This is a genomic window from Agromyces mariniharenae (assembly GCF_008122505.1).
GTDB lineage: Bacteria > Actinomycetota > Actinomycetes > Actinomycetales > Microbacteriaceae > Agromyces > Agromyces mariniharenae.
Genome location: NZ_VSSB01000002.1, coordinates 730070 through 755537, shown reverse-complemented (window position 1 = coordinate 755537; position 25468 = coordinate 730070). Strand labels below are relative to the sequence as shown.

The following is a 25468-nucleotide window of genomic DNA, read 5'->3' as shown; positions in this document are numbered from 1 at the left end:
CTCGAACGGCGCGGGCGAGCACCCGGCGAGCACCCGGCGGCAGGCACCCGCGACGGATGCCCCGTGCCGCATGCGGCGGCGCGCGGCATCCGTGCCGGCCGGCTCAGTGAGCCGCGTCGTCCCAGTTCGCGCCCCGCCCGATCTGCACGTCGAGCGGCACGAGGAGGTCGGCGGCACTCGCCATGCGGCCGCGGACGATCTCCTCCAGCACGTCGGATTCGCCGGCCGCCACCTCGAAGATGAGCTCGTCGTGCACCTGCATGAGCATGCGGCTCCCGAGCCCGCGGGCGGCGATGTCGGCCTCGACGCGCGACATCGCGATCTTGATGATGTCGGCGGCCGAGCCCTGGATCGGCGAGTTGAGCGCGGCGCGCTCGGCGTTCTCGCGGAGCACGCGGTTGGGGCTGGACAGGTCGGGGAACGGGCGCCGGCGGCCGAAGATCGTCTCGGTGTAGCCGTCGATGCGTGCCTGCTCGACCACTCCGCGCAGGTAGTCGCGCACGGCGCCGAAGCGCTCGAAGTACTCGCGCATGAGCTGCTGCGCCTCTGCGCGCTCGATGCGGAGCTGCTTGGAGAGGCCGAACGCGCTGAGCCCGTAGGCCAGGCCGTAGGACATCGCCTTGACCTTCGTGCGCATGAGGTTGGTGACGTCGGCCGGGTCGACCGAGAACACCCGCGCGCCGACGAACCGATGCAGGTCCTCACCGGCGTTGAACGCCTCGATGAGCCCCGGGTCGCCCGAGAGGTGCGCCATGATGCGCATCTCGATCTGCGAGTAGTCGGCCGTGAGCAGCTCGGCGTACTCGGGACCGTGGCGGAACGCCTCGCGGATGCGCCGCCCGTCTTCGGTGCGGATGGGGATGTTCTGCAGGTTCGGGTCGTTCGACGACATGCGGCCAGTGGCCGCGCCGATCTGGCCGTACGTCGTGTGGATGCGCCCGTCGGCGCCGATCGCCTTGTCGAGCGACTCGATGATCTGGCGGAGCTTCGTGACATCGCGATGCTCGAGCAGGTAGCCGAGGAACGGGTGCGGGTTCGACTCCTGGAGGTCGGCGAGGGCGTTGGCGTCGGTGGTGTAGCCGGTCTTCGTGGCCCGGGTCTTGGGCATGCCGAGCTGGTCGAAGAGCACCTCTTGGAGCTGCTTCGGCGAGCCGAGGTTGATCTCGCGGCCGATCTCGGCGTAGGCGGCCTCGGCCAGCGCCGCGGCGCGCGCGCCGAGCTCCCCGGAGAGGGTGGCGAGCTCACCGTGGTCGACGGTGACGCCGCGGAGCTCCATGGCGGCGAGCACGTGCACGAGCGGCATCTCGATCTCGGCGAGCAGGCGTCGCGACTCGTCGGAGAGGGCGCGGAGCACGACGGGCGCGAGGCGGAGCGTGTACCAGGCGTACTCGGGCGCGCCGGAATCGCTGCCCTCTTCGGGGACGAGCATCGCCGGGTCGGCCTGCGGCACGGTCTCGCCGAGGTGATACGCCACGAGGTCGGCCAGCGTCTTCTCCTGCAGGATCGGCCGCACGAGCCATCCGGCGAGGAGCGTGTCGAGCACGAGCCCGTCGATCGCGAGACCCGACCGCGTGAGCGCCTTCAGCTGCGGCTTCGCGTCGGTGAGGATCTTCGGCGCGTCGCTCGCGAGCCACGCCTCGAACGGCGCCGTCTCGGGCGCGCCCTCCCGCCATGCGAGGTGCACCGACTCGCCGTTCGTCGCGATCCCGGCGCCGATCACGCGCCCGTCGACGACCTCGAGGCTGAGGCCGAGCCCGGCCGGCTCGGCGGCGGCGGCGCGCTCGAGCCACCCGGCGAGCTCGTCGCCGACGAGGCGCAGCGGGGTCGGCGCCGTCGGTGCGGGGCCGATCTCGACGACCTCGGGCTGGGCGGGCGCGGATGCCGCGGCCGCGCCGCCGCCGCCGCCGTTGGCCTCGCCCGTGACGAGCTTCGTCACGCGCTCCATGAGCGTGCGGAACTCGAGCCGCTCGAAGATGGGCCGGACCGACTCGAGGTCGATCGGCCGGGACTCGAGCTCGGCGATCTCGACGTCGAGCTCGACGTCGCGCACGAGCTGGTTGAGCTTGCGGTTGCGCACCGCGTTCTCGCGCCCGTCGCGCAGGTTCTGCCCCACGACGCCCTTGATCTCCTCGGCGTGCTCGAGGATGCCGTCGAGGTCGCCGTAGAGGCCGAGCCACTTCACCGCGGTCTTCTCGCCGACCTTGGGGATGCCGGGCAGGTTGTCGCTCGTCTCGCCGACGAGCGCGGCCACGTCGGGGTACTGCTCGGGGCGGATGCCGTAGCGCTCGACGACCGCGTCGGTGTCGTAGCGCTTGAGCTGCGAGACGCCCTGCGTGTTGGGGTAGAGCAGCGTGACGTCGTCGTTGACGAGCTGGATGGTGTCGCGGTCGCCCGACACGAGCAGCACGCGATACCCCTCGGCGACGCCCCGCGCCGCGAGCGTCGCGAGGATGTCGTCGGCCTCGAAGTCCTCCTTCTCGAGCGTGCGCACGCCCATGGCGCGCAGCGCGTCTTGGAGGAGCGGGACCTGCCCCCGGAACTCGACCGGCGTCTCGCCGCGGTTGCCCTTGTACTCCGCGTACTCGCGCGTGCGGAACGACTGGCGGGACATGTCGAACGCGACCGCCAGGTGCGTCGGCTTCTCGTTCTGCAGCAGCAGGAGCAGCATCGACAGGAAGCCGTGGATGGCGTTCGTGTGCTGTCCGTCGCGCGTCGAGAAGCTGTCGACGGGGAGGGCGTAGAAGGCGCGGAAGGCCAGCGAATGGCCGTCGATCACGAGGAGGGTGGGCTTGTCTGCGTCCGGCACCCACCAAGACTACAAGCGACCGACGACACCGATCGGCCGCCGGCGACGGGCGACGGATGCCGCGGCCACGGCTGCCCGCGGAGACGACGGATGCCGCGACGAACGGGTCGTCGCGGCATCCGATGCTCTGGCTCTGAGGCCCTACTTCTTGGGGGCGAGCTGCTCGATGATGGCCTGGGAGACGTCCTTCATGGTGAGGCGACGGTCCATCGACGCCTTCTGGATCCAGCGGAACGCCTCGGGCTCGGTGAGGCCCATCTTCTCGTTGAGCAGGCCCTTGGCGCGGTCGACGAGCTTGCGGGTCTCGAAGCGCTCGACGAGGTCGCCGACCTCGGCCTCGAGCGCGATGATCTGGGCGTGCCGGGCGAGCGCGATCTCGATGGCCGGCAGCAGGTCGTTGGGGGTGAACGGCTTGACGACGTAGGCGAGGGCGCCCGCCTCGCTCGCGCGCTCGACGAGCTCCTTCTGGCTGAACGCGGTGAGGAGCACGACCGGGGCGATGTGCCCCTTCGAGAGTCGCTCGGCCGCCGAGATGCCGTCGAGCTGGGGCATCTTCACGTCCATGATGACGAGGTCGGGGCGCAGCTCGGTCGCGAGCGCCACCGCCGTCTCGCCGTCGCCGGCCTCTCCGACGACCTCGTAGCCGTTGTCGCGGAGGATCTCGACGATGTCGAGGCGGATGAGGGACTCGTCCTCCGCCACGACCACGCGGCGCGGCGCCGGCTGGGTCTGTTCGCTGTCTGTCACGCAGGAAAGCCTACGGTATTCTGGGCGGGGCCTCTGGCCGGTGTGGCGGAATGGCAGACGCGGAGCACTCAAAATGCTTTGCCCGCAAGGGCGTGTGGGTTCGACCCCCACCACCGGCACCATCACGGTTCAGCCTCGCCCATGCTCCGCATGCCCCCCGCGGCATCCTGGCCGCTGCGACCGCGGCACGACGAACGACCCGGTCATCCGACCGGGCCGTTCGCAGGATGGGGCTAGAGCACCTCGCCGACGACGTGCACGCGCACGTCGTTGGTGGTGCCGGGGATGCCGGGAGGCGAACCCGAGATGATGACGACCTTCTCGCCGTTGACCGCCATGCCGGTCTTCGCGAGCACCTCGTCGACCTGGCCGACCATCTGGTCGGTGTGCGTCACGCGGTCCACGACGAACGACTCGACGCCCCAGTTGAGCGCCATGCGGCGCCGGATGGCGGGGTCGGGCGTGAACGCGAGGATCGGGATGACCGATCGGATGCGGGTCATCCGTCGCACGGACTCGCCGGTCTCGGTGAAGACGCAGAGGTACTTCGCCTCGACGAAGTCGGCCACCTCGACCGCAGCGAGCGTGATCGCGCCGGCCTGCGTGCGCGGCTTGGTGCCGAGCGGCGGGATGCGCTCGAGGCCGTGCTGCTCGGTCGACTCGACGATGCGCGCCATGGTCTTGACGGTGATCACCGGGTACTCGCCGACGCTCGTCTCGCCCGACAGCATGACCGCGTCGGCGCCGTCGAGGATGGCGTTCGCGACGTCGGAGGTCTCGGCGCGCGTCGGCACCGGGCTGTGGATCATCGACTCGAGCATCTGCGTCGCAACGATGACGGGCTTGGCGAGGCGGCGGGAGATCTCGATCGCGCGCTTCTGCACGATGGGCACGGCCTCGAGCGGCAGCTCGACGCCGAGGTCGCCGCGGGCGACCATGATCGCGTCGAAGGCCTCGACGATCTCCTCGAGCGCGTCGACGGCCTGCGGCTTCTCGATCTTCGCGATGACCGGCACGCGGCGGCCGACCTCGTCCATGATCTCTCGCACGCGCTCGACGTCGGCGGCGTTCCGCACGAACGACAGGGCGATGAGGTCGGCGCCGAGCTCGAGGCCCCAGCGCAGGTCGGCCTCGTCCTTCTCCGAGAGCGCGGGCACGTTGACCGCGACGCCGGGGAGGTTGATGCCCTTGTTGTTCGAGACCGGGCCGGCGACGATGACCTTGGTCGTCACGACGGTGCCGTCGGTCTCGACGACTTCGACGCGCACCTTGCCGTCGTCGATGAGCAGGTGGTCGCCGGGCTTCACGTCCTGGGGCAGGCCCTTGAAGGTTGTGCCGACGATCTCCTTGGTGCCGAGGATCTCCTCGGTGGTGATCTTGAAGATGTCGCCCTCGGCGAGCTCGTGGGGGCCGTTCTCGAACTTGCCGAGGCGGATCTTCGGGCCCTGGAGGTCGATGAGCACCGCGACCGCGCGGCCGGAGTCGTTCGCTGCCTTCCTGACGTTCTGGTAGACCCCCTCGTGCACGTCGTAGGTGCCGTGGCTGAGGTTCATGCGCGCGACGTCGACGCCGGCATCGATGATCGCCCGGATCTGCTCATAGCTCGACGTCGCCGGCCCGAGGGTGGCGACGATCTTCGCTCGTCTCATCTGGTGTGTGCTCCCGTGTTCCGCGCCGAGGCGCTGGGTTCGTGGTCGTGGGTCGTGCGTCGCGCCGACGGCGCTCCGTGTGGGCTAGATCGCGAAGGCGCGGGCGTGCGCGGCGATCGGGCTCGGCAACTCGGTGTCGCCTTCAAGGTACCGGTCCACGGCGGATGCCGCAGCGCGGCCCTCTGCGATGGCCCACACGATGAGGGACTGGCCGCGTCCGGCGTCGCCGGCCACGAACACGCCCGGCTGGGACGTGCTGTAGTCGGCGTCACGGGCGACGTTGCCGCGGTCGGTGACGGGCAGCTGCAGCTGCTCGTCGAGCTCGCGGGTCTCGGGGCCCGTGAAGCCGAGCGCGAGGAGCACGAGGTCCGCGGGGATCTCGCGCTCGGTGCCCGCCTTGGGCACGCGGCGCCCGTCGAGGTACTCGGTCTCGGCGACGCGGATGGCGCGCACCTCGCCGGCGTCGTTGGCGAGGAACTCGACCGTCGAGGCGAGGTACTGGCGCACGCCGCCCTCCTCGTGCGCGCTCTGCACCTCGAACAGCGTCGGGTGCATCGGCCACGGCTGCTCCGACGGACGCGACGGGCTCGGCTGCTTGCCGATCGCGAGGTTCGTCACCGAGAGCGCACCCTGGCGGTGCGCGGTGCCGATGCAGTCGGCGCCGGTGTCGCCGCCGCCGAGGACGACGACGTGCTTGCCCTCGGCCGAGATCTGGTCGAAGACCTCGTCGCCTGCAAGGTGGCGGTTGGACTGCACGAGGTACTCCATGGCGAAGTGCACGCCCGGCAGGTCGCGGCCGGGGATCGGCAGGTCGCGGGGCACGAGCGCGCCCGTGGCGACCACGACGGCGTCGTACCGCTCGCGGAGCTGCTCCCACGTGATGTCGACGCCGATGTTCACGCCGGCGCGGAACCGGGTGCCCTCTGCGGTCATCTGCGCGAGGCGCAGGTCGAGGTGCTTCTTCTCCATCTTGAAGTCGGGGATGCCGTAGCGCAGCAGGCCGCCGATGCGGTCGTCGCGCTCGAACACGGCCACCGTGTGGCCGGCGCGCGTCAGCTGCTGGGCGGCCGCGAGCCCCGCGGGACCCGAGCCGACCACGGCCACGGTCTTGCCGGTGAGGCGCCCCGGCGGCTGCGGCTGCACCCAGCCGTTGCCGAACGCCTGGTCGATGATCGAGACCTCGACCTGCTTGATCGTGACGGCGGGCTGGTTGATGCCGAGCACGCACGCCGACTCGCACGGCGCCGGGCACAGCCGGCCGGTGAACTCGGGGAAGTTGTTCGTCGCGTGCAGGCGCTCGATCGCGGCACGCCCCTCGCCGCGCCACATCAGGTCGTTCCACTCGGGGATCAGGTTGCCGAGTGGGCAGCCCTGATGGCAGAACGGGATGCCGCAGTCCATGCAGCGACCGGCCTGGCGGCGGAGCTGGGCGGGGTCGCCCTGCTCGTAGACCTCTTTCCAGTCCATGATGCGCACCGGCACGGGGCGCCGCTTGGGCAGCTCCCGCTCGGTGACTTTCAGAAAGCCCTTCGGGTCAGCCACCCGTCACCTCCACGCAGTTCATGGGCACAGCTCGGGTCCACACCGCGTTGCTGTCAGCCACCCGTCACCTCCACGCAGTTCATGGGCACAGCTCGGGTCCACACCGCGTTGCTGTCAGCCACCCGTCACCTCCAGGATTCGTGTCCACACCACGTCGCCGTCGGGGTCGAGGCCCTCGTCGACCGCGCTCTGGCGGGTCCGGAGCACCGCCGCGTAGTCGCGCGGCAGCACCTTCGTGAAGCGGTCGAACGCGACGTCGCCCTCGGCGAGCAGCTGCGCGGCGACCGCGGAATCGGTCTGCTCGAGGTGCTGCTCGAGCAGGTCGCGCACGATCTCGATGTCGGCGCTGCCGAGCGGCAGCAGCTCGAGCTCGCCCGAGCTCAGCGCCTCGCGGTTCACGCGACCCTCGCGCAGGCCGAGCACGTAGGCGGTGCCGCCCGACATGCCGGCGCCGAGGTTGCGGCCGGTGTCGCCGAGGATGAGCGCCAGGCCGCCCGTCATGTACTCGAGCGCGTGGTCGCCCACGCCCTCGACCACGGCGGTCGCTCCTGAGTTGCGCACGAGGAACCGCTCGCCGACGATGCCGCGGATGAACATGCTGCCGCGCGTCGCGCCGTAGCCGATCACGTTGCCGGCGATCACGTTGCGCTCGGCGACGAAGCCGCTGTCACGCGACGGGCGCAGCACGAGCTGGCCGCCCGAGAGTCCCTTGCCGACGTAGTCGTTCGAGTCGCCCTCGAGGCGCAGCGTGATGCCGCTCGGCAGGAACGCGCCGAGCGACTGGCCAGCCGATCCGGTCAGCGTCACGTCGATGGAGCCCGCCGGGAGGCCGTGCTCGCCGTGGCGGACGGTCACCTCGTGGCCGAGCATGGTGCCGACGGCGCGCTCGGTGTTGCGGATCGGCAGCGTGATCTCGACGCTGCCGCCCTGCTCGAGCACGATCGCACCGCGGCGGATGAGCTCGTTGTCGAAGTGCTCGTCGAGCTCGTGGTCCTGCTGGCGGAGGTTGCGGCGCGGCTCGGACTCCGAGAAGTCGGGGCCGACGAGCACGGGCGTGAGGTCGAGGCCCGACGCCTTCCAGTGCTCGACGGCGCGGTCGACGTCGAGCAGGTCGCGCCGGCCGATGACCTCGTCGAGCGAGCGGTAGCCGAGCTCGGCGAGGTACTCGCGCACCTCCTGGGCGATGAACTCGAAGAAGTTGACCACGAACTCGGGCTTGCCCGTGAAGCGCTTGCGCAGCTCGGGGTTCTGGGTGGCGACGCCGACCGGGCAGGTGTCGAGGTGGCAGACGCGCATCATGACGCAGCCCTCGACCACGAGCGGCGCGGTGGCGAAGCCGAACTCCTCGGCGCCGAGCAGGGCGCCGACGATGACGTCGCGACCCGACTTCAGCTGCCCGTCGACCTGCACCACGACGCGGTCGCGCATGCCGTTCAGCATGAGCGTCTGCTGCGTCTCGGCGAGGCCGAGCTCCCACGGCGTGCCGGCGTGCTTCAGCGAGTTCAGCGGGCTCGCGCCCGTGCCGCCGTCGTGCCCCGAGACGAGGATCACGTCGGCGAGGGCCTTCGCCGTGCCGGCCGCGACCGCGCCGATGCCCGACTGGCTCACGAGCTTCACGTGCACGCGTGCCTTCGGGTTCGCCCGCTTCAGGTCGAAGATGAGCTGCTTGAGGTCTTCGATGGAGTAGATGTCGTGGTGCGGCGGCGGCGAGATGAGCCCGACGCCGGCGGTCGCGTGCCGGGTGCGCGCGACCCACGGGTAGACCTTCGTCGGCGGCAGCTGGCCGCCCTCGCCAGGCTTCGCGCCCTGGGCCAGCTTGATCTGGATGTCGTCGGCGTGCGTGAGGTACATGCTCGTGACGCCGAAGCGGCCCGAAGCGACCTGCTTGATCGCGCTGCGGCGCTCGGGGTCGAGCAGGCGGTCGAGGTCCTCGCCGCCCTCGCCCGTGTTGGACTTCGCACCCAGCCGGTTCATGGCGATCGCGAGGGTCTCGTGCGCCTCCTTCGAGATGGAGCCGTAGCTCATCGCACCGGTGGAGAACCGCTTCACGATCGACTCGATCGGCTCGACCTCGTCGATCGGCACCGGCGCGCGCGAGCCCGTGCGGAGCGCGAACATGCCGCGCAGCGTCATCAGATCCTCGGCCTGCGAGTCGACGAGCGAGGTGTACTCGCGGAACACGTCGTAGCGGCGGTTCCGGGTCGCGTGCTGCAGGCGGAACACCGTCTCGGGGTTGAACAGGTGCGGCGATCCGTCGCGGCGCCACTGGTACTCGCCGCCCGTCGCGAGGCGCTCGTGCGCGCGCACGGCGACGTCCTCGGGGTACGCGACGCGGTGGCGGTGCACGTTCTCGGCCGCGATCACGTCGATGCCGACGCCGCCGAGCTTCGAGGTGGTGCCCGTGAAGTACTCGTCGATGAACTCCTGCGAGAGGCCGACGGCCTCGAACGCCTGGGCGCCCGCGTACGACGAGATGGTCGAGATGCCCATCTTCGACATGATCTTCAGTACGCCCTTGCCGAGCGCCTTGATCACGTTGTGCACCGCCTGCTCGGGCGTGACGCCCGTGATGACGCCGGAGCGCACCAGGTCCTCGCAGGTCTCCATCGCGAGGTACGGGTTCACGGCGGATGCCCCGAAGCCCACGAGCAGCGCGATGTGGTGCACCTCGCGCACGTCGCCGGCCTCGACGACGAGGCCGACCTTCATGCGGGTCTGCGACCGGATGAGGTGGTGGTGCACGGCGGAGAGCATGAGCAGCGACGGGATCGGCGCGAGGTCCTTGGTGGAGTCGCGGTCGCTCAGGACGATGAACGACGCGCCCTCCTCGATGGCCTCGTCGACCTCGTCGCACAGCTCGTCGAGGCGCGCGCGCATCGCCTCGGGGCCGTCGTCGACTCGGTAGAGGCCCTTCAGCGTCTTGGTGGTGCGCGAGCCGATGCGCGGGTCGATGTGCACGATCTTCGCGAGCTCGTCGTTGTCGATGACCGGGAAGTCGAGCACGACCTGGCGCGCGTGCTCGGGCCCGGCGTCGAGCAGGTTGCGCTCGGGGCCGAGCGACGAGCCGAGCGACGTGACGACGGCCTCCCGGATCGAGTCGAGCGGCGGGTTCGTGACCTGCGCGAACTGCTGCGTGAAGTAGTCGAAGAGCAGGCGCGGCCGCTTCGAGAGCACTGCGATCGGAGTGTCGGATCCCATCGCGCCGAGCGGCTCCTGCCCGGTGCGCGCCATGGGCGTGAGGAGGATCTTCACCTCCTCCTCCGTGTAGCCGAAGGTCTTCTGGCGGCGGTTCACCGACGCCGGCGGGTGCACGATGTGCTCGCGCTCCGGCAGCTCGGCGAGGCGGATGCGACCGGCGTCGAGCCACGTCCCCCACGGCTCGGATGCCGCGAGCTCGGCCTTGATCTCGTCGTCCTCGATGAGTCGGCCGGCCTCGGTGTCCACGAGGAACATGCGCCCCGGCTGCAGGCGGCCCTTGCGCACGATCCGCGACTGGTCGATGTCGAGCACGCCGATCTCGCTCGCGAGCACGACGAGGCCGTCGTCGGTGACGACGTACCGCCCGGGGCGCAGGCCATTGCGGTCGAGCGTCGCGCCGACGAGCGTGCCGTCGGTGAAGACGATCGCGGCGGGGCCGTCCCACGGCTCCATGAGCATCGAGTGGTACTCGTAGAACTCCCGGCGGGCCGCGTCGATCTCGGTCTGGTTCTCCCACGCCTCGGGCACCATCATCATGACCGCGTGCGGGAGGCTGCGGCCCGCCAACGTGAGCAGCTCCACCACCTCGTCGAACGAGGCCGAGTCGCTCGCTCCCGGCGTGACGATGGGCAGGATCGGGTCGAGGTCGCCGAGCAGCTCCGACTCGAGCTGCGACTGGCGCGCCCGCATCCAGTTGCGGTTGCCCTGGATCGTGTTGATCTCACCGTTGTGCGCGATCATGCGGAACGGCTGCGCGAGCGGCCACGACGGGAACGTGTTGGTCGAGTAGCGCGAGTGCACGAGCGCGAGCTTCGACGCGAACCGCTCGTCGGAGAGGTCGGGGTAGAAGGGCTCGAGTTGGAGGGTCGTGACCATGCCCTTGTAGACGAGCGTGCGGCACGACAGCGACGCGAAGTAGAGCTCGATCTCGCGCTCGGCGCGCTTGCGCAGCCGGAAGGCGAGCCGGTCGAGGGCGATGCCAGAGAGGCGGTCGCCGTCGGAGGTGGTCGCAGAGGACTGCACGTAGAGCTGCTGCACCACGGGCATGGCGGCGCGGGCCAGCGTGCCGAGCTCCTCGGGCCGAACGGGGACCTCGCGCCATCCGATGACCTCGAGCCCCTCGGATGCCGCGAGCGCGGCGAGCCGGCGCTTGACGCTCGACCGCGTGGTGGGGTCGACGGGGAGGAACGCGTTGCCGACCGCGTACGCGCCTGCGGCCGGGAGCGCGAAGGGTGCGACGGCGCGCAGGAACGCGTCGGGGACCTGGGTGATGATGCCGGCGCCGTCACCGGTTCCAGCGTCGGAGCCCACCGCTCCGCGGTGCTCGAGGTGGCGCAGCGCGTCGAGCGCGGCCGTGATGATGTCGTGCCCCGCGGTGCCGCGGAGCGTCGCGACCATCGCGAGGCCGCAGGCGTCCTTCTCGGCGGCGGGGTCGTACATGCCCTGCGCGTCGGGAACGAGACCGAACCTCGAGAAGGGTGGAGTGAGCGACACGTGGACCGTCCTCATCAACTAGATAACAGCGGGGGACGTCGTCGGCCCTTCGAAGGGATGTCGCGACGCATGGTGCGGCGTCGCGTCGGAGAACGTGCGATGGACGCTACGGCGTGGTGGACCGGCTCGAGCTTGTGGCTGCGGTCTCGCCCGTGGTGTTCTCACCCTCGACGCCATCGTCGAGAGAGTCGGAGTCGGACTCGGTTTCGTCAGAGTCTACCTCAGCGTCGGGTCCCTTCCATTCACGGCCGGGAACGTACGGCGAGGGCTCGTCGCCGGTGTGCCGGCGGCGCTGCACGAGGTAGAGGATGATGCCGAACACGACCGCGGCCCACGACGCCCACACGTTGACGCGCACGCCGAGGAACATCTCGCTCGGATCGACGCGGATCGCCTCGAAGAAGGCGCGGCCCGTGCCGTACCAGATCAGGTAGAGCGCGAACGCCTTGCCCCAGCGCAGGTTGATGCGACGCTCGAGGAAGATGATGAGCGCGGCGCCCGCGAGGTTCCAGACGATCTCGTAGAGGAACGTGGGGTGGAACAGCGTGCCGTCGGCGAGTCCGGCGGGGAACGCCGCGTTGTCGGACTCGATCTCGAGCCCCCACGGCAGGTCGGTGGGCAGGCCGAACAGCTCGTGGTTGAACCAGTTGCCGAGGCGGCCCACGGCCTGGGCGACGAGCATGCCCGGCGCCAGCGCATCGGCGAACGACCAGAACCGGATTCCCGTGAAGCGGCAGCCGATCCAGACGCCGACGGCGCCGCCGATCAGCGCGCCGTAGATGGCGTTGCCGCCCTCCCAGATGTTCCAGATCGCGCCGGGCTGGAACGGGTTCAAGACGTTGGCGCCCTCGAAGAAGTAGTCGTCGGGGTGCGTGAGCACGTGGTACAGCCGCGCGCCGATGATGCCCAGCGGCACCGCCCAGAGGGCGATGTCGAGCACGATGCCGGGCTCGGCGCCCCGCTTCGTGAGCCGGCGGCCGGTGATGATCACGGCGAGGACGATGCCGAGGAGGATGCACAGCGCGTACATGTGGATGTTCAGGGTCCAGCCGAAGATCGGGATCTCGAGGACCTGCCACGCGTAGTCCGGGCTCGGGATGCTGAACGGAGCGATCACGCCGTCGACTGCCTTTCGTCAGGGGGTGCGGCCGCCGCAGCGGCCTCCAAGAGCGTACTTCACTCGGGCTGCGTGCCGCGTGCGAGCTCCGCCGCCAGCTCGCCGGCCGCGCCGACCCCGCCCTCGGCCAGCGCCTTCACGAGCGCGGAGCCGACGATCGCGCCGTCGGCGTACTCGAGCACCTCGGCGACCTGGGCGGCCGTGGAGATGCCGAGGCCGACGCAGCTCGCGGGCGAACCCGCGTCGGCGAGCCGGGACACGAGCGTGCGCGCCGCCTGGTCGACGTCGCTGCGCGCGCCGGTGATGCCCATCGTCGAGACGGCGTAGACGAAGCCGCGGCTCGCGTCGACGGCCTGCGCGACGCGCGCGTCGGTCGACGTGGGCGCCGCGAGGAACACCCGGTCGAGGCCGGTGCGCTCGGATGCCGCGATCCAGTCGGCCGCCTCGTCGGGGATGAGGTCGGGCGTGATGAGGCCCGCTCCCCCGGCGGCGGCGAGGTCGTCGGCGAAGCGGTCGACACCGTACTGCACGACGGGGTTCCAGTAGGTCATGATCAGCACCGGGGCATCCGTGCGCTCGGTGATGCGACGCACCGCCTCGAAGCCGTCGGCCAGGCGGAACCCGTTCTGCAGTGCCTGCTGCGTCGCCGCCTGGATGACGGGGCCGTCCATGACCGGATCGGAGTACGGGAGCCCGAGCTCGAGCACGTCGACGCCGTGCTCGACGAGGGCGACGGCCGCCTCGACGCTCTCGTCGAGCGTCGGGAAGCCGACCGGGAGGTAGCCGATGAGGGCGCCGCGCGCCTCCTCGTTCCGCCGCGCGATCACGGGCCCGACGGTCCTCATTCGGTCGCTCCCTCGTCGTACAGGTCGAAGTACTTCGCCGCGGTGTCCATGTCCTTGTCGCCGCGGCCCGAGAGGCTCACGAGGATCGTCGCGTCGGGGCCGAGCTCGCGGCCGAGCTCGAGCGTTCCCGCGAGGGCGTGCGCGGACTCGATGGCGGGGATGATGCCCTCCGTGCGCGTGAGCAGGCGCAGCGCCTCCATGGCCGCCGCATCGGTCACCGGGAGGTACTCGGCGCGGCCGATCGCGGCGAGCCAGGCATGCTCGGGGCCGACGCCCGGGTAGTCGAGGCCCGCGGAGATCGAGTGCGACTCGATCGTCTGGCCGTCCTCGTCCTGCAGCAGGTAGCTGCGGGCGCCGTGCAGCACGCCGGGGCGGCCCTTGGTGATGGTCGCGGCGTGGCGCTCGGTGTCGACGCCCTCGCCGCCCGCCTCGTAGCCGACGAGCCGCACGTCGGCGTCGTCGAGGAACGCGTGGAAGATGCCGATGGCGTTCGAGCCGCCGCCGACGCACGCGGTGACCGCCGTGGGCAGCGAACCCGTGAGGTCGAGCACCTGCTGGCGCGCCTCCTCGCCGATGACCTTCTGGAAGTCGCGCACCATCTCGGGGAACGGGTGCGGGCCCGCCACCGTGCCGAAGATGTAGTTGGTGGTGGCCACGTTGGTGACCCAGTCGCGCATGGCCTCGTTGATCGCGTCCTTCAGCGTGCGCGAGCCCGCCTTCACGGCCACGACCTCGGCGCCGAGGAGCCGCATGCGCGCGACGTTGAGCGCCTGGCGCTCGGTGTCCACCTCGCCCATGTAGATCGTGCACTCGAGGCCGAACAGGGCGGCCGCCGTCGCCGTGGCGACGCCGTGCTGGCCGGCGCCCGTCTCGGCGATGACGCGCGTCTTGCCGATGCGCTTCGTGAGCAGCGCCTGGCCGAGCACGTTGTTGATCTTGTGCGAGCCCGTGTGGTTCAGGTCCTCGCGCTTCAGGATGATGCGTGCGCCGCCGGCGTGGGCGGCGAACCGCGGCACCTCGGTGATAATCGAGGGCCGCCCCGTGTAGCTGCGGCCGAGCTCGGCGAGCTCTTCGCCGAACGCGGGGTCGAGCTTCGCGAGGTCGTACGCCTCGCCCAGCTCGTCGAGGGCGGCGACGAGGGACTCGGGCACGAAGCGCCCGCCGAAGTCGCCGAAGTACGGACCGGTCTGCGCTCTCAGCGTCATGTCACACCGCCAGGAAGGCTCGGAGGTTTTCGATCGGGTCGCCCGTGACGAGGGCCTCGCCCACGAGCACGACGTCGGCGCCGGCGGCGCGGTAGTGCGCCACGTCGGCCGCCGACAGCACCGCGGACTCGGCGACCTTGATCGCGTCGGCCGGGAACCGGTCGGCGAGCCGGCCGAAGAGGTCGCGGTCGAGCTCGAACGTGGAGAGGTCTCGGGCGTTCACGCCGATGAGCCGGGCGCCGAGCGCGGCGGTCCGGTCGAGCTCCTCGGCGGAGTGCGTCTCGACGAGCGGCGTCATGCCGAGCTCGACGATGAGGTCGAAGAGCTCGCGCAGCGTGGCGTCGTCGAGCGCCGCGACGATGAGGAGCACGAGGTCGGCGCCGGCGGCGCGGGCCTCGAGCACCTGGTACGGCGTCGCGATGAAGTCCTTGCGCAGCACGGGCAGCGCCACGGCCGCGCGCACGGCCTCGAGGTCGGCGAGCGAGCCGCCGAAGCGGCGCCCCTCGGTGAGCACGCTGATCGCGCTCGCTCCGCCCAGCTCGTAGCTGCGGGCGAGCGCGGCCGGGTCGGCGATCTGCGCCAGCGCCCCGCGCGACGGGCTCGAGCGCTTGATCTCCGCGATGACCTTGACTCGCTCGGAGGGCTTCAGCACCTCGAGCGCGTCGATGGCCGCCGGGCGCTCGAGCGCGGCGCGTTCGACCTCGGCGAAGGGGCGCGTCTCACGGCGCGACAGAGAATCGGCGACCGCGTTCGCCGTCAGTTCGGACAGCACGCGTCAGTGCACCCTCTCGGCGACCTTCGCGCCGCCGACGCCGTAGCCGGCGCGGGCGAGGATCCAGCCGACGATCGCGCCGATGAGGAGCAGGCCCGCGGAGGCCCACACGAGCCACTGCACGTCGAAGAAGAACGCGACCGTGCCGATGACGAACGCGATGAGCATGATCGTGACGGAGGTCCACGCCGCGGGCGAGTGTCCGTGGCCGGGATCTGCGTGCTCAGTGCTCATGATGCTCCTTCGTTGCGGGGTTCGGGGGTCAGTCTAGCGGCTGCGCTCGGTCGGGCCCTCGCCCGCGGCGCGGCCGTCGGCGGGCGCGTCGGGTGCGTCCTCCGCAGCGGCCGCGGCGGGTGCCGCGGCGTCTTCTCGCGCATCGGGTGCGCCGGGAGCGTCCGGCGCGTCCGATGCCGCGACCGGCTCCTCGTCGGTGGGGTCGTCCCCGCGGCTCAGCTCGTCCCAGTCGTCGATGGCGCGATCGGATGCCGCGCGCTCGCGATCCCCGGCCGAGCCCGGCTCGTCGGCGTCGGCGAGGCGGGCACCCCGGTAGCGGCGGGAGGAGGCGGGCCAGCGCGTGCCGGTGACGAGCACCGCGATCCCGGCGAGCACGAGCAGCACGCCACCGGCGATCGCCGCGACGGGCCATGCGGTGGCGGTCGCCGAGGCCACGAGTTCGGCGGTCGGTCCGGATCCCGTGACGCCCGTGGCATCCGTCACCGCCGGGGCGACCGCGGCCACCGCGTTCCCGAGCGAGATGCCGGCGGCGAGGAGGACGCACCCGCCGAGGATGATCTCGAGCACGCCGAGGACGATGCGGATGCCCGGTCCGGCGATCGCCAGCGCGGCGACGAGCGCGAGCCCGGCGAGCCCGAGCGCCGCGAGGGCAGGCGAGGCGACGCTGCCGGGCACGGCGATCGCCTCGCCGCCCGCCGCGGCATCCGTCAGCCTGAGCTCGTACCAGGTCTGGCTCCACGAGAGCAGCGCGAGGCCCGCGCCGATGATCGTGACGACGAGGACCGGCAGCTTCATGCGCGCGGGGGTCACTCGACCCTCCGCATCGCGTTCGCGACCGCGACCGCGCGTAACGGTGCCGCGGCCTTGTTCACCGACTCCTGGAACTCGGACTCGGGCACCGAGTCGGCCACGAGTCCGCCGCCGGCCTGCACGCGCGCGACGCCGCCCGAGATGGTCGCCGTGCGGATCGCGATCGCCAGGTCGGCGTCGCCGCCGAAGCCGAAGTACCCGACGACGCCGCCGTAGAGGCCGCGCTGCGCGGGCTCCAGCTCGTCGATGATCTCGAGCGCACGCGGCTTCGGCGCGCCCGAGAGCGTGCCCGCCGGGAAGGTCGCGCGGAACACGTCGACCGCGTTCGCGTCGTCGCGCAGGTCGCCCTCGACCGACGAGACGAGGTGCATGATGTGGCTGAAGCGCTCGACGCGCATGAACTCGGTGACCTCGACCGACCCCGCGAGGCAGACCTTCGCGAGGTCGTTGCGGGCCAGGTCGACGAGCATGAGGTGCTCGGCCTGTTCCTTCGGGTCGGCGACGAGCTCGGCCTCGAGCTCGGCGTCCTGCTCGGGCGTCGCGCCGCGCGGCTTCGACCCGGCGATGGGGTGCGTGAACACCCGGCCGTCCTGCACCTTCACGAGCGCCTCGGGCGAGGAGCCGACGATCCAGTACGGCTCGCCGGCCGGGTCGTCGAGGTGGAGCACGTACATGTAGGGGCTCGGGTTCAGGCTGCGCAGCACGCGGTAGACGTCGAGCGGATGCGCGGTCGCCTCCAGCTCGAACCGCTGGGCGATCACGACCTGGAAGACGTCGCCCTCGCGGATGTACTCCTTCGACCGTTCGACGGCTGCGAGGAAGTCGGCCTTCTCGGTGCGGTGCGCGGGGCTCGCGGCCGTCGAGAGGTCGATCTCGGCGAGCCACGCCTCCGACGGCCGGGCGAGGCGCCGCTGCATCCGGTCGAGGCGCTCCTGTGCGTCGACCCAGAGGGCGTCGGGTGCGTCGTCGCCGTCGTTGAGCACGGATGCCACGAGTTGCACGGTGCCCGTGCGGTGGTCGATCACGACGAGCTCGGACACGAACGAGAACGCCTGTCCCGGCATCCGGAAGTCGGCCGGCGGGCGGTTCGGCAGGCGCTCGATCTGGCGGATCGCCTCCCACCCGATGAAGCCCACGAGCCCGCCCGTGAGCGGCGGCGCTCCGGGCACGTCCTCGGTGCGCCAGCGCTCGAACAGCGCCTCGAGGGCGGCGAGGGGCGCGAGGTCGGCGGCGTCGCCGAGCGCGCGTTCCGCGCTCAGGCCGTAGTCCTGCCACTCGACGCGGCCGTCGTGCTCCGTGAGCACGCCGTAGGAGGACGCGCCGACGAATGAGTACCGCGACCAGATGCCGCCCTGCTCGGCGGACTCGAGCAGGAACGTGCCGGGGCGGCCCTCGGCGAGCTTGCGGTAGATGCCGACCGGCGTCTCGCCGTCGGCGAAGAGCTCGCGCGTCACGGGCACGACGCGGCGGCCGGGCAGCAGCGCGGTGAACTCCTCGAAGCTCGTGGTGGCGGGCACGCGGATCTCCTCGTCGTCTCGGCGGGTGTCGTCGTCAGTCGGCCGCGGCGGGCGCGATGCCCTTGCGCACCTCGAGCGGGTCGCCGTCGAAGCACGTGCGCGTGCCCGTGTGGCATGCCGCACCGACCTGCTCGACCGTGACGAGCAGGGTGTCGGCGTCGCAGTCGAGCGCCGCCGCGCGCACGTACTGCACGTGACCGGAGGTGTCGCCCTTGCGCCAGTACTCCTGCCGCGAGCGCGACCAGAAGGTCACCCGGCCCTCGGTCAGCGTGCGCCGCATCGCCTCGCGGTCCATCCAGCCGAGCATGAGCACCTCGCCGGTGCCCTCCTGCTGGATGATCGCCGGCAGCAGGCCGTCGGCGTTGAAGGTCGCCCGGTCGAGCGGCGATCCCCCGGGCGTCCACGCCTCGTCGTCGCGCTCCAGCTCCTCGTCGCCCGGTTCGCTCATCGCACGATCCTCCCCTCGGCCGCGAGGGCCGCCTTGACCTCGGCGATGGTGATCTCGCCGTTGTGGAACACGGATGCCGCGAGCACCGCGTCGGCGCCCGCCGCGATCGCCGGCCCGAAGTCGCCGACGGCGCCGGCGCCGCCCGACGCGATCACGGGCACGCTCGCGAGCTCGTGCATGAGCGCCGTGAGCTCGAGGTCGAAACCCTGCTTCGTGCCGTCGGCGTCGATCGAGTTCACGAGCAGCTCGCCGGCGCCCAGCTCGATCGCGGTGCGCGCCCATTCGAGCGCGTCGAGGTCGGTCTCGGTGCGGCCGCCGTGCGTGGTCACGACGAAGCCCGACGGCGTGCGATTCGAGCGCTTCACGTCGAGCGACAGCACGCACACCTGGGCGCCGAAGCGGTCGGCGATCTCGGCGACGAGACGCGGGCGCGCGATCGCGGCGCTGTTCACGCCGATCTTGTCGGCGCCGTGCCCGAGCAGGCGCGCGACGTCCTCGGCGGAGCGCACGCCGCCGCCCACGGTGAGCGGGATGAAGACCTGCTCGGCGACGCGCTGCACCATCCCGTAGGTGGTGGACCGGTCGTCCACGGTCGCGGTGACGTCGAGGAACGTCAGCTCGTCGGCGCCCTGGTCGGAGTAGCGGGCGGCGAGCTCGACGGGGTCACCGGCGTCGCGCAGGTTCTGGAAGTTCACGCCCTTCACGACGCGGCCGCCGGCCACGTCGAGGCACGGGATCACTCGGACGGCGAGGGACATGCGAGCTCCCTCCTACAGTCGTGCCGCGTGGATCGCGCTCACGAGGATCGCCCGCGCGCCCAGGGCGTAGAGGTCGTCCATGACGTGGTTCATGTCGACGCGCGGGATCATGACGCGCACCGCCGTCCAGTCCTTGTCGTGCAGGGGCGACACCGTGGGCGACTCGAAGCCGGGGGCGACGGCCGTGGCGGCCTCGAGCGCGGTCACGGGCACGTCGTAGTCGAGCATGACGTACTGCCGGGCGACGAGCACGCCCTGCAGGCGCCGCATGAGTGTGTTCGTTCCCGGCTTCTCGACGCCGGAGCCGATGAGCACCGCCTCGGAGTCGAGGATGACCGGGCCGAAGATGTCGAGGCCCGCCTTGCGCAGCGTGCCCCCGGTGGAGACGACGTCGGCGACGGCATCCGCGACGCCGAGCCGCACGGCCGACTCGACGGCGCCGTCGAGCTTCACGAGCTTCGCCGTGACGCCGTTGCGCTCGAGGAAGGCGCCGACGAGACCGGGGTAGCTCGTCGCGACGCGAACGCCGTGGAGGTCGGCGAGCACCGAGTACGCTCCGGGCGGGCCGGCGAAGCGGAACGTCGAGTCGCCGAACCCGAGCGGCGCGATCTCGGTTGCGTCGGAGCCCGAGTCGAGCAGCAGGTCGCGGCCGGTGATGCCGACGTCGAGCGCGCCCGAGCCGACGTAGGTCGCGATGTCGCGCGGGCGGAGGTAGAAGAACTCGACCCCGTTGCGGGGGTCGGCGACGATGAGCTCGCGCGGGTCGCGGCGGCCGGTGTACCCGGCCTCGTAGAGCATCTGCGCGGCGGTGTCGGAGAGCGAGCCCTTGTTGGGCACGGCGATTCGGAGCATTCCCTGGCTTTCGTGTCGACGGAACTGATCTGCGGTCATGGCGGATCAGAGATGTCGGTACACGTCGGCGAGGGTCAGGCCCTTGGCGAGCATGAGCACCTGGAGGTGGTAGAGCAGCTGCGAGATCTCCTCGGCGGTCTCGTCGTCGCCCTGGTACTCGGCGGCCATCCACACCTCGGCCGCCTCCTCGACGATCTTCTTGCCGATGGCGTGCACGCCGGCGTCGAGCTGGCGCACGGTGCCGGAACCCTCTGGGCGGGTGGTGGCCTTGTCGCTGAGCTCGACGAAGAGGTCGTCGAAGGATTTCACTCCCCTAGGCTACCGGTGCGCGTGGGTGTGCGCCGACGCGGCGTCGCGCAGCGACGCGATGCGCTCGGCCGGCACCTCGCCGCCGAAGACGGCGGAGCCCGCGACGAACGTGTCCGCGCCCGCCTCGGCCGCGATGCCGATGGTGTCGGCGGTGATGCCGCCGTCGACCTGCAGCCAGACGTCGAGGCCGGAGCTGCGCACGGCGTCGGCCACGCGACGGAGCTTCGGCATGGTCTCGGGGATGAACGCCTGCCCGCCGAAGCCCGGCTCGACGGTCATGATCAGCACCTGGTCGAACTCGGGCAGGAGGTCGAGGTAGGGCGTGGCATCCGTGCCGGGCTTCAGGGCGATGCCCGCCCGAGCGCCGATCTCGCGCAGCCGGCGCGCGAGCGACACGGGCTCGCCGGCCGCCTCGGCGTGGAACGTGACCGAGTACGCGCCCGCCTCGGCGTAGCCCGGTGCCCAGCGATCGGGGTCGTCGATCATGAGGTGCACGTCGAGCGGGATGGGCGAAACCTGCTGCAGCCGCTCGACCATCGGCAGGCCGAACGTGAGATTCGGCACGAAGTGGTTGTCCATGATGTCGACGTGCACGAGATCGGCCGTCGCGATGCGTCCGAGCTCGTGCTCGAGGTTCGCGAAGTCGGCGGCGAGGATGCTCGGGTTGATGCGCGTCGTCATGCGGCACAGCCTACCGAGCGGCCTCCGGGGCATCCGTCGTCGTGCGCTGCACGAGCGCGACGAACATCGCGTCGGTGCCGTGCCGGTGCGGCCAGAGCTGGGCGGTCTCGGGCGCGCCGGCGAGGTCGAGCGGATGCCGCGCCACGCCCTGCACGACGGCCTGCGTGTCGAGCTGCCGGATGCCGCCGCCCCACCGCTGGAGCGCCGCGTTCAGCGTCCCGTGGGTCTCTGCGGTGTGCGGCGAGCACGTGACGTAGGCGAGGATGCCGCCCGGCGCGAGCGCCCGCACCGCCGCGTCGAAGAGCTCGCCCTGCAGCCGAGTGAGCTCGGCGACGTCGGACGGCGCCTTGCGCCAGCGCGCCTCCGGCCGTCGCCGGAGCGCGCCGAGCCCGGTGCACGGCGCGTCGAGCAGGACGCGGTCGAATCCGTCGGGCGCGCCGAGGGCGGCCGCATCGACCTCGCGGCCGTCGCCCACGCGCACCTCGACGGGCAGCGGCACCCCGGCGATCGCCGTGCGCACGAGGTCGGCGCGCGCCGGGACGAGCTCGTTCGCGGCGAGCATGGCGTCGTTCGCCGCGGCCTCCGCGGCGAGCACGGCGGTCTTGCCACCGGGGCCGGCGCACAGGTCGAGCCAGCGCTCCCCCGGCCGGACCGGTGCAGCCCGGGTGAGCGCGAGCGCGGCGAGCTGGGAGCCCTCGTCCTGGACGCGGACGCGTCCCTCTGACGACTCAGCGGCGGCGATCGCGTCGTCGGCCACGCCGCCGATGGGCGAGTACCGATCGGGTTCGAAGCCGGGGAGGTCGTCAGGGTCGGCGCCCAGGCCCGGCAGGACCGCGAGGTTCACCCGCGGCGAGGCGTTGTCGGCGGCGAGCAGGGCCTCCAGCTCGTCGCCACGACCCTCGTGCTCGAGCGCGGCGCGGAAGGCGCGCACGATCCACTCGGGGTGGCTCTCGAGCCGGGCGAGGCGCTCCTCGTCGCTGCGGGTGCCCTCGGCGATGAGCTCGCGCCAGCCCTCGGGCGACGTGCGCGAGATCGTGCGCAGCACGGCGTTCGCGAAGCCCGCGGCCTTCGGCTCGACCCGGCGCGCGAGCGCGACCTGCTCGTTCACCGCGGCGTGCGTGGGCACCCGGGTCGCGAGCAGCTGATGCGCGCCGAGCCGCAGCACGTCGAGCACGGCCGGGTCGATCGCCGACGTCGGCCGGCCCGCGGCGAGCTCGATGACCCGGTCGTAGGTGCCCTGCCGGCGCAGCGTGCCGTAGGTGAGCTCGGTCGCCAGGGCGGCATCCGCCTTGCTCAACCCCGCCCGGCGGATGCGCACGGGCAGGAGCAGGTTCGCGTACGCCTCGTCGGTGCGCACGGCGGCGAGCACGTCGTACGCCACGAGCCGCGCGGGCGCGACGCGCTCCTCGCGGGGCGGGCCTCCGCGACCGCTGCGACTGCGTGCGGGGCCTTGGCCGCGACCTCCGCGGTCGCGCCCGCCGCCCGCGCCGGGTCCACTGTCCGGTCCACGTCCGCCGCCCTGTTCGGCGTTCATCGCGCCACCGCTCCGTCTCGTCCCGAGCCCCGCCACCAGTCCGCCGCCGACATGGCCGTGCGTCCGGCGGGTTGCACCCGGCGCAGCTCGAGCGGTCCGGTGCCGGTGCCGATGAGGAGGCGTCGCCCGACGAGCTCCAGTGCGCCCGGGGCGAGCGCCGCGGCATCCGTCGCCGTCGGCTCGGTCGCCTCGGCGAGGTCGAGCACCTTGACGCGCTGGTCGTCGACCGTCGTCCACGCGCCCGGCTCGGGCGTGACGCCGCGGAAGCGGTTGCGCACCGCGTCCGCGGAGGCTGTCCAGTCGAGCTGCGCGTCGTCGATGCCGAGCTTCGGGGCGAACGTGGGCTCGCCGGCCTGCGGTGTCGCGGATGCCGAGCCATCGGCGATGCCGTCGACGACCTCGGCGAGCAGGTCTGCGCCCTCGTGCGCGAGGGCCTCGAGCAGCTCCCCCGCGGTGTCGTCGCCCGCGGTCCGTGCTCGCATCGCGAACACGTCGCCGGCGTCGAGCTCGGGCACGAGCCGGAACACCGATGCCCCGGTCTCGACGTCGCCGGCGATGAGCGCGTGCTGCACCGGCGCCGCGCCGCGCCAGGCGGGCAGGAGCGAGAAGTGCAGGTTGATCCAGCCATGCTCGGGCGCGGACAGCAGCGGCTCGCGGACGAGTCCCCCGTAGGCGACGATGGCGCCGAGGTCGGGATCGAGCGCGACGATGCGCTGCGTCGTCGCCTCGTCGAGCCGTGCCGCTTCGATGACCTCGAGGCCGAGCCGCTCGGCCGCGGCGGCCACGGGCGACGGGGCCAGCACGCGCTTGCGGCCCTGCGGTGCCGCGGGGCGCGTCACCACCGCGACGATCTCGTGCCCGCTCGCGGCGAGGCGTTCGAGCGACGGGACGGCGGCGGCCGGCGTGCCGGCGAACACGAGACGGAGCTTCTGCACACTCCATTGTGGCCGACCGGCGTGCACGGCGGATCCGATGCCCCTCGCGTCAGGGCACGTCGGGATCGTCGAACCGCACGCGCAGCACCGGTGGTCGCCGCACGGGCCGCCCGGCCACGGGTCGTCGCCGCTCGGTCGCCACGCGGATCATCTCGGCGCGCAGCTCGCGCGCGACGCGGGCGCCCGCGCCGTAGTCGAACCGCACGATCGCCCGCTGCAGGCCCTCGTCCTCCTCGCCCGTGGGCGCCGGTCCGAGCACGTCGACCCCGTCGATCCCGCGCACGGCGTCGACCGCCCGCGTGACGGCGGCGTGCCCGGCGGTGACGCTCGCGACCCGCACCGCGGGCGGGAAGCGCAGGGCGCGCCGCGCGGCGAGCTCGGTCGCCGCCCACTCGGGCTGCCGCCACGTCGAGAGCGCCGTGGCCAGCGCGCCGCCGACGCCGACGAGGAAGACCGGTGCGCCCGGAGCCGCCAGCGCACTGGCGTTCGACCACCATCGCAGGCAGTCCTCGGCGACGCGCAGGGACTCCCGGAGCAGCATCCGCTCGCCGTCGAGCAGCAGGACGGCGCGGTAGCCGCCGTCGGCGATCGGCTCCGCGCCGCGCGTGGCGACGACGAGCGCCGGTTCGGCGCCCACGCGCAGCACCGGCCGCTCGCCGTCGGAGAGGATCACAAGCGAGCGCGGGAACGCGCGACCGAGCTCCTCCGCCGTGCGGCTCGCCCCCACGGTCGCGGCGCGCAGGCGTGTGCCGTCGCACACCGGGCAGCGCCAGCCGCTCGCGCTCGTGCCGCACAGGACGCAGCGCGGGTCGCCGCCCGCACGCGGCACCACGAGCGTGCCGCCGCAGGCCGCGCAGTGGGCCGTCTCCCGGCAGCGGTCGCACGTGAGCAGCGGGGCGTTGCCCGGGCGCGCAACCTGCACGAGCACCGGGCCCTCGCGCACGGCCTCCTGCGCCTGCCGCCAGGCCGACGAGGGGATGCGCGCGGATCCCGGCTCGGGGCTCGCCTGCTGCTCGGTGAGCACGACCTTGGGCCGCACCTGCGCGGCCGGTTCGATCGCCTGGACCCACCCGATCCCGACGAGCCGCTCGACCTCGACGCTGCGGGTGTGCGCCATGAACAGCAGCGCGGCACCGCTCTGCTCCTGGCGCACGAGCGCCGCGTCGCGCGGATGCACGCCAGGGGCGAGCGGCTCGCTCAGCAGCGGGTCGCCGTCGTCCCAGATCGCGATCAGGCCCAAGCGGGCCGCCGGCGCGTACACGGTCGAGCGGTTGCCGACGATGATGCGGGCGTCGTCGCGCGTCGCATCGAGGAAGGCCCGGTAACGGTCGCCGCCCGTCTGCCGGGCGTCGGTGCGCAGCACGCGTCGCGAATCCACGAGGGCTCGAAGCGCCGCCTCGAGCTGCTCCTGGTCGCGGTAGTCGGGCACGACGAGCAGCGCCGAGCGGTCGCGGTGCAGCGCGTGCGCGGCCGCCTGCGCGAGCGCGACCGCCCACGCGCCGACCCACTCCCCGGTCGGCAGGCGCAGCGGACGCGGATCGGCGGTGAGCGTCATCCGCTCGCCGCCGTCGACGCCCGCCTCGACCCGGCCGGCGGGAGCGCCGTGGACCGGCGGCGGTGCCTCAGGTGGGGGCCCGGGCTCGCCAGGCGATGCGAGCCACGACCGCTCGACGCGCACGTACCGGCTGGGGATGGCGAGGCGCAGGATGTCGCTCGCGTTGCCCGCCGCCCGATCGGCGACGGCGCGCGCGAGCGCCCAGACCTCGGGCACGAGCATCGGCACCTCGGAGACGACGTCCTCGAGCTCGCTCAGGGTGCCCCCGTACTCGCTCGTGTCGGCGAGCTCGACGAGCCAGCCGTCGGCGATCCGGCCGCCGGTGCGCAGCGGCACCCGCACCCGGACGCCGGGGCGCACCCGCTCGCGAAGGCGTTCGGGCACGGCGTAGTCGAAGAGCTGGTCGAGCTGCGGCAGGGGCGAGTCGACGAGCACCCTGGCGACGGCGCCGCCCGGCACG

Annotated in this window: 20 protein-coding genes and 1 tRNA gene; 1 reads left to right on the top strand and 20 read right to left on the bottom strand. The window is 72.3% G+C overall.

The window, feature by feature from the left end:
• Window positions 1–103: 103 nt before the first annotated feature.
• Window positions 104–2806, bottom strand: coding sequence for a DNA polymerase I (polA, locus tag FYC51_RS16815; RefSeq protein ID WP_148734906.1), 2703 nt, complete (start codon window positions 2804–2806; stop codon window positions 104–106).
• Window positions 2807–2947: 141 nt separating this feature from the next.
• Window positions 2948–3553, bottom strand: a complete 606-nt coding sequence (locus FYC51_RS16810) for an ANTAR domain-containing response regulator (protein WP_130352818.1) — start codon at window positions 3551–3553, stop codon at window positions 2948–2950.
• Window positions 3554–3589: 36 nt separating this feature from the next.
• On the opposite strand from FYC51_RS16810, the gene FYC51_RS16805 reads away from it, so the two are divergent.
• Window positions 3590–3675: transfer RNA gene (locus FYC51_RS16805), tRNA-Leu, on the top strand.
• A gap of 111 nt (window positions 3676–3786) precedes the next feature.
• Here the strand turns inward: FYC51_RS16805 and pyk are convergent.
• The 18 genes from pyk to FYC51_RS16715 all read right to left on the bottom strand — a co-directional run bounded on the left by pyk (window position 3787) and on the right by FYC51_RS16715 (window position 25467).
• On the bottom strand, window positions 3787–5202 hold the full coding sequence (gene pyk, locus FYC51_RS16800) for a pyruvate kinase (RefSeq protein ID WP_148734905.1): 1416 nt from the start codon (window positions 5200–5202) through the stop codon (window positions 3787–3789).
• 84 nt (window positions 5203–5286) lie between these two features.
• On the bottom strand, window positions 5287–6744 hold the full coding sequence (locus FYC51_RS16795) for a glutamate synthase subunit beta (protein ID WP_148734904.1): 1458 nt from the start codon (window positions 6742–6744) through the stop codon (window positions 5287–5289).
• A 114-nt stretch (window positions 6745–6858) separates the two neighbouring features.
• Window positions 6859–11451, bottom strand: a complete 4593-nt coding sequence (gene gltB / locus FYC51_RS16790) for a glutamate synthase large subunit (protein WP_148734903.1) — start codon at window positions 11449–11451, stop codon at window positions 6859–6861.
• Window positions 11452–11542: 91 nt separating this feature from the next.
• The gene (lgt, locus tag FYC51_RS16785; RefSeq protein ID WP_420797254.1) at window positions 11543–12553 is read right to left on the bottom strand and encodes a prolipoprotein diacylglyceryl transferase; all 1011 of its coding nucleotides are present in this window, start codon (window positions 12551–12553) and stop codon (window positions 11543–11545) included.
• A 59-nt stretch (window positions 12554–12612) separates the two neighbouring features.
• Window positions 12613–13398, bottom strand: a complete 786-nt coding sequence (gene trpA / locus FYC51_RS16780) for a tryptophan synthase subunit alpha (protein ID WP_148734902.1) — start codon at window positions 13396–13398, stop codon at window positions 12613–12615.
• On the bottom strand, window positions 13395–14603 hold the full coding sequence (trpB, locus tag FYC51_RS16775) for a tryptophan synthase subunit beta (RefSeq protein WP_148734901.1): 1209 nt from the start codon (window positions 14601–14603) through the stop codon (window positions 13395–13397). Before trpB ends, trpA begins: the two co-directional genes overlap by 4 nt.
• A 1-nt stretch (window position 14604) precedes the next feature.
• The gene (gene trpC / locus FYC51_RS16770; RefSeq protein WP_148734900.1) at window positions 14605–15375 is read right to left on the bottom strand and encodes an indole-3-glycerol phosphate synthase TrpC; all 771 of its coding nucleotides are present in this window, start codon (window positions 15373–15375) and stop codon (window positions 14605–14607) included.
• Window positions 15376–15378: 3 nt separating this feature from the next.
• Complete coding sequence (locus FYC51_RS16765; protein ID WP_148734899.1) at window positions 15379–15609, bottom strand: DUF6704 family protein; 231 nt, start codon at window positions 15607–15609, stop codon at window positions 15379–15381.
• Between the two features lie 33 nt (window positions 15610–15642).
• Window positions 15643–16419, bottom strand: a complete 777-nt coding sequence (locus FYC51_RS16760) for a Trp biosynthesis-associated membrane protein (RefSeq protein ID WP_187432706.1) — start codon at window positions 16417–16419, stop codon at window positions 15643–15645.
• Entirely contained in the window at window positions 16416–17936 is a 1521-nt protein-coding gene (locus FYC51_RS16755; RefSeq protein WP_187432705.1) for an anthranilate synthase component I, read from the bottom strand. The genes FYC51_RS16760 and FYC51_RS16755 overlap by 4 nt, the downstream gene beginning before the upstream one ends.
• A 34-nt stretch (window positions 17937–17970) precedes the next feature.
• Window positions 17971–18384 carry a phosphoribosyl-AMP cyclohydrolase gene (hisI, locus tag FYC51_RS16750; RefSeq protein WP_148734897.1) on the bottom strand — a complete coding sequence of 138 codons (414 nt, stop codon included), beginning with the start codon at window positions 18382–18384 and terminating at the stop codon, window positions 17971–17973.
• Window positions 18381–19142: an imidazole glycerol phosphate synthase subunit HisF gene (gene hisF, locus FYC51_RS16745; protein ID WP_148734896.1), complete on the bottom strand. Its 762-nt coding sequence runs from the start codon at window positions 19140–19142 to the stop codon at window positions 18381–18383. The genes hisI and hisF overlap by 4 nt, the downstream gene beginning before the upstream one ends.
• A gap of 12 nt (window positions 19143–19154) precedes the next feature.
• Entirely contained in the window at window positions 19155–19994 is an 840-nt protein-coding gene (gene hisG, locus FYC51_RS16740; RefSeq protein WP_148734895.1) for an ATP phosphoribosyltransferase, read from the bottom strand.
• 45 nt (window positions 19995–20039) lie between these two features.
• A complete protein-coding gene (locus FYC51_RS16735) occupies window positions 20040–20303 on the bottom strand; it encodes a phosphoribosyl-ATP diphosphatase (RefSeq protein WP_148734894.1) in 264 nt (87 codons plus the stop codon).
• Window positions 20304–20312: 9 nt separating this feature from the next.
• Window positions 20313–20984: a ribulose-phosphate 3-epimerase gene (rpe, locus tag FYC51_RS16730; protein WP_148734893.1), complete on the bottom strand. Its 672-nt coding sequence runs from the start codon at window positions 20982–20984 to the stop codon at window positions 20313–20315.
• A gap of 10 nt (window positions 20985–20994) precedes the next feature.
• Window positions 20995–22518, bottom strand: a complete 1524-nt coding sequence (locus tag FYC51_RS16725) for an RsmB/NOP family class I SAM-dependent RNA methyltransferase (RefSeq protein WP_148734892.1) — start codon at window positions 22516–22518, stop codon at window positions 20995–20997.
• Window positions 22515–23453, bottom strand: coding sequence for a methionyl-tRNA formyltransferase (gene fmt / locus FYC51_RS16720; protein ID WP_148734891.1), 939 nt, complete (start codon window positions 23451–23453; stop codon window positions 22515–22517). The genes FYC51_RS16725 and fmt overlap by 4 nt, the downstream gene beginning before the upstream one ends.
• 49 nt (window positions 23454–23502) lie before the next feature.
• Window positions 23503–25467: a primosomal protein N' family DNA-binding protein gene (locus FYC51_RS16715; RefSeq protein WP_148734890.1), complete on the bottom strand. Its 1965-nt coding sequence runs from the start codon at window positions 25465–25467 to the stop codon at window positions 23503–23505.
• Window position 25468: the final 1 nt, after the last annotated feature.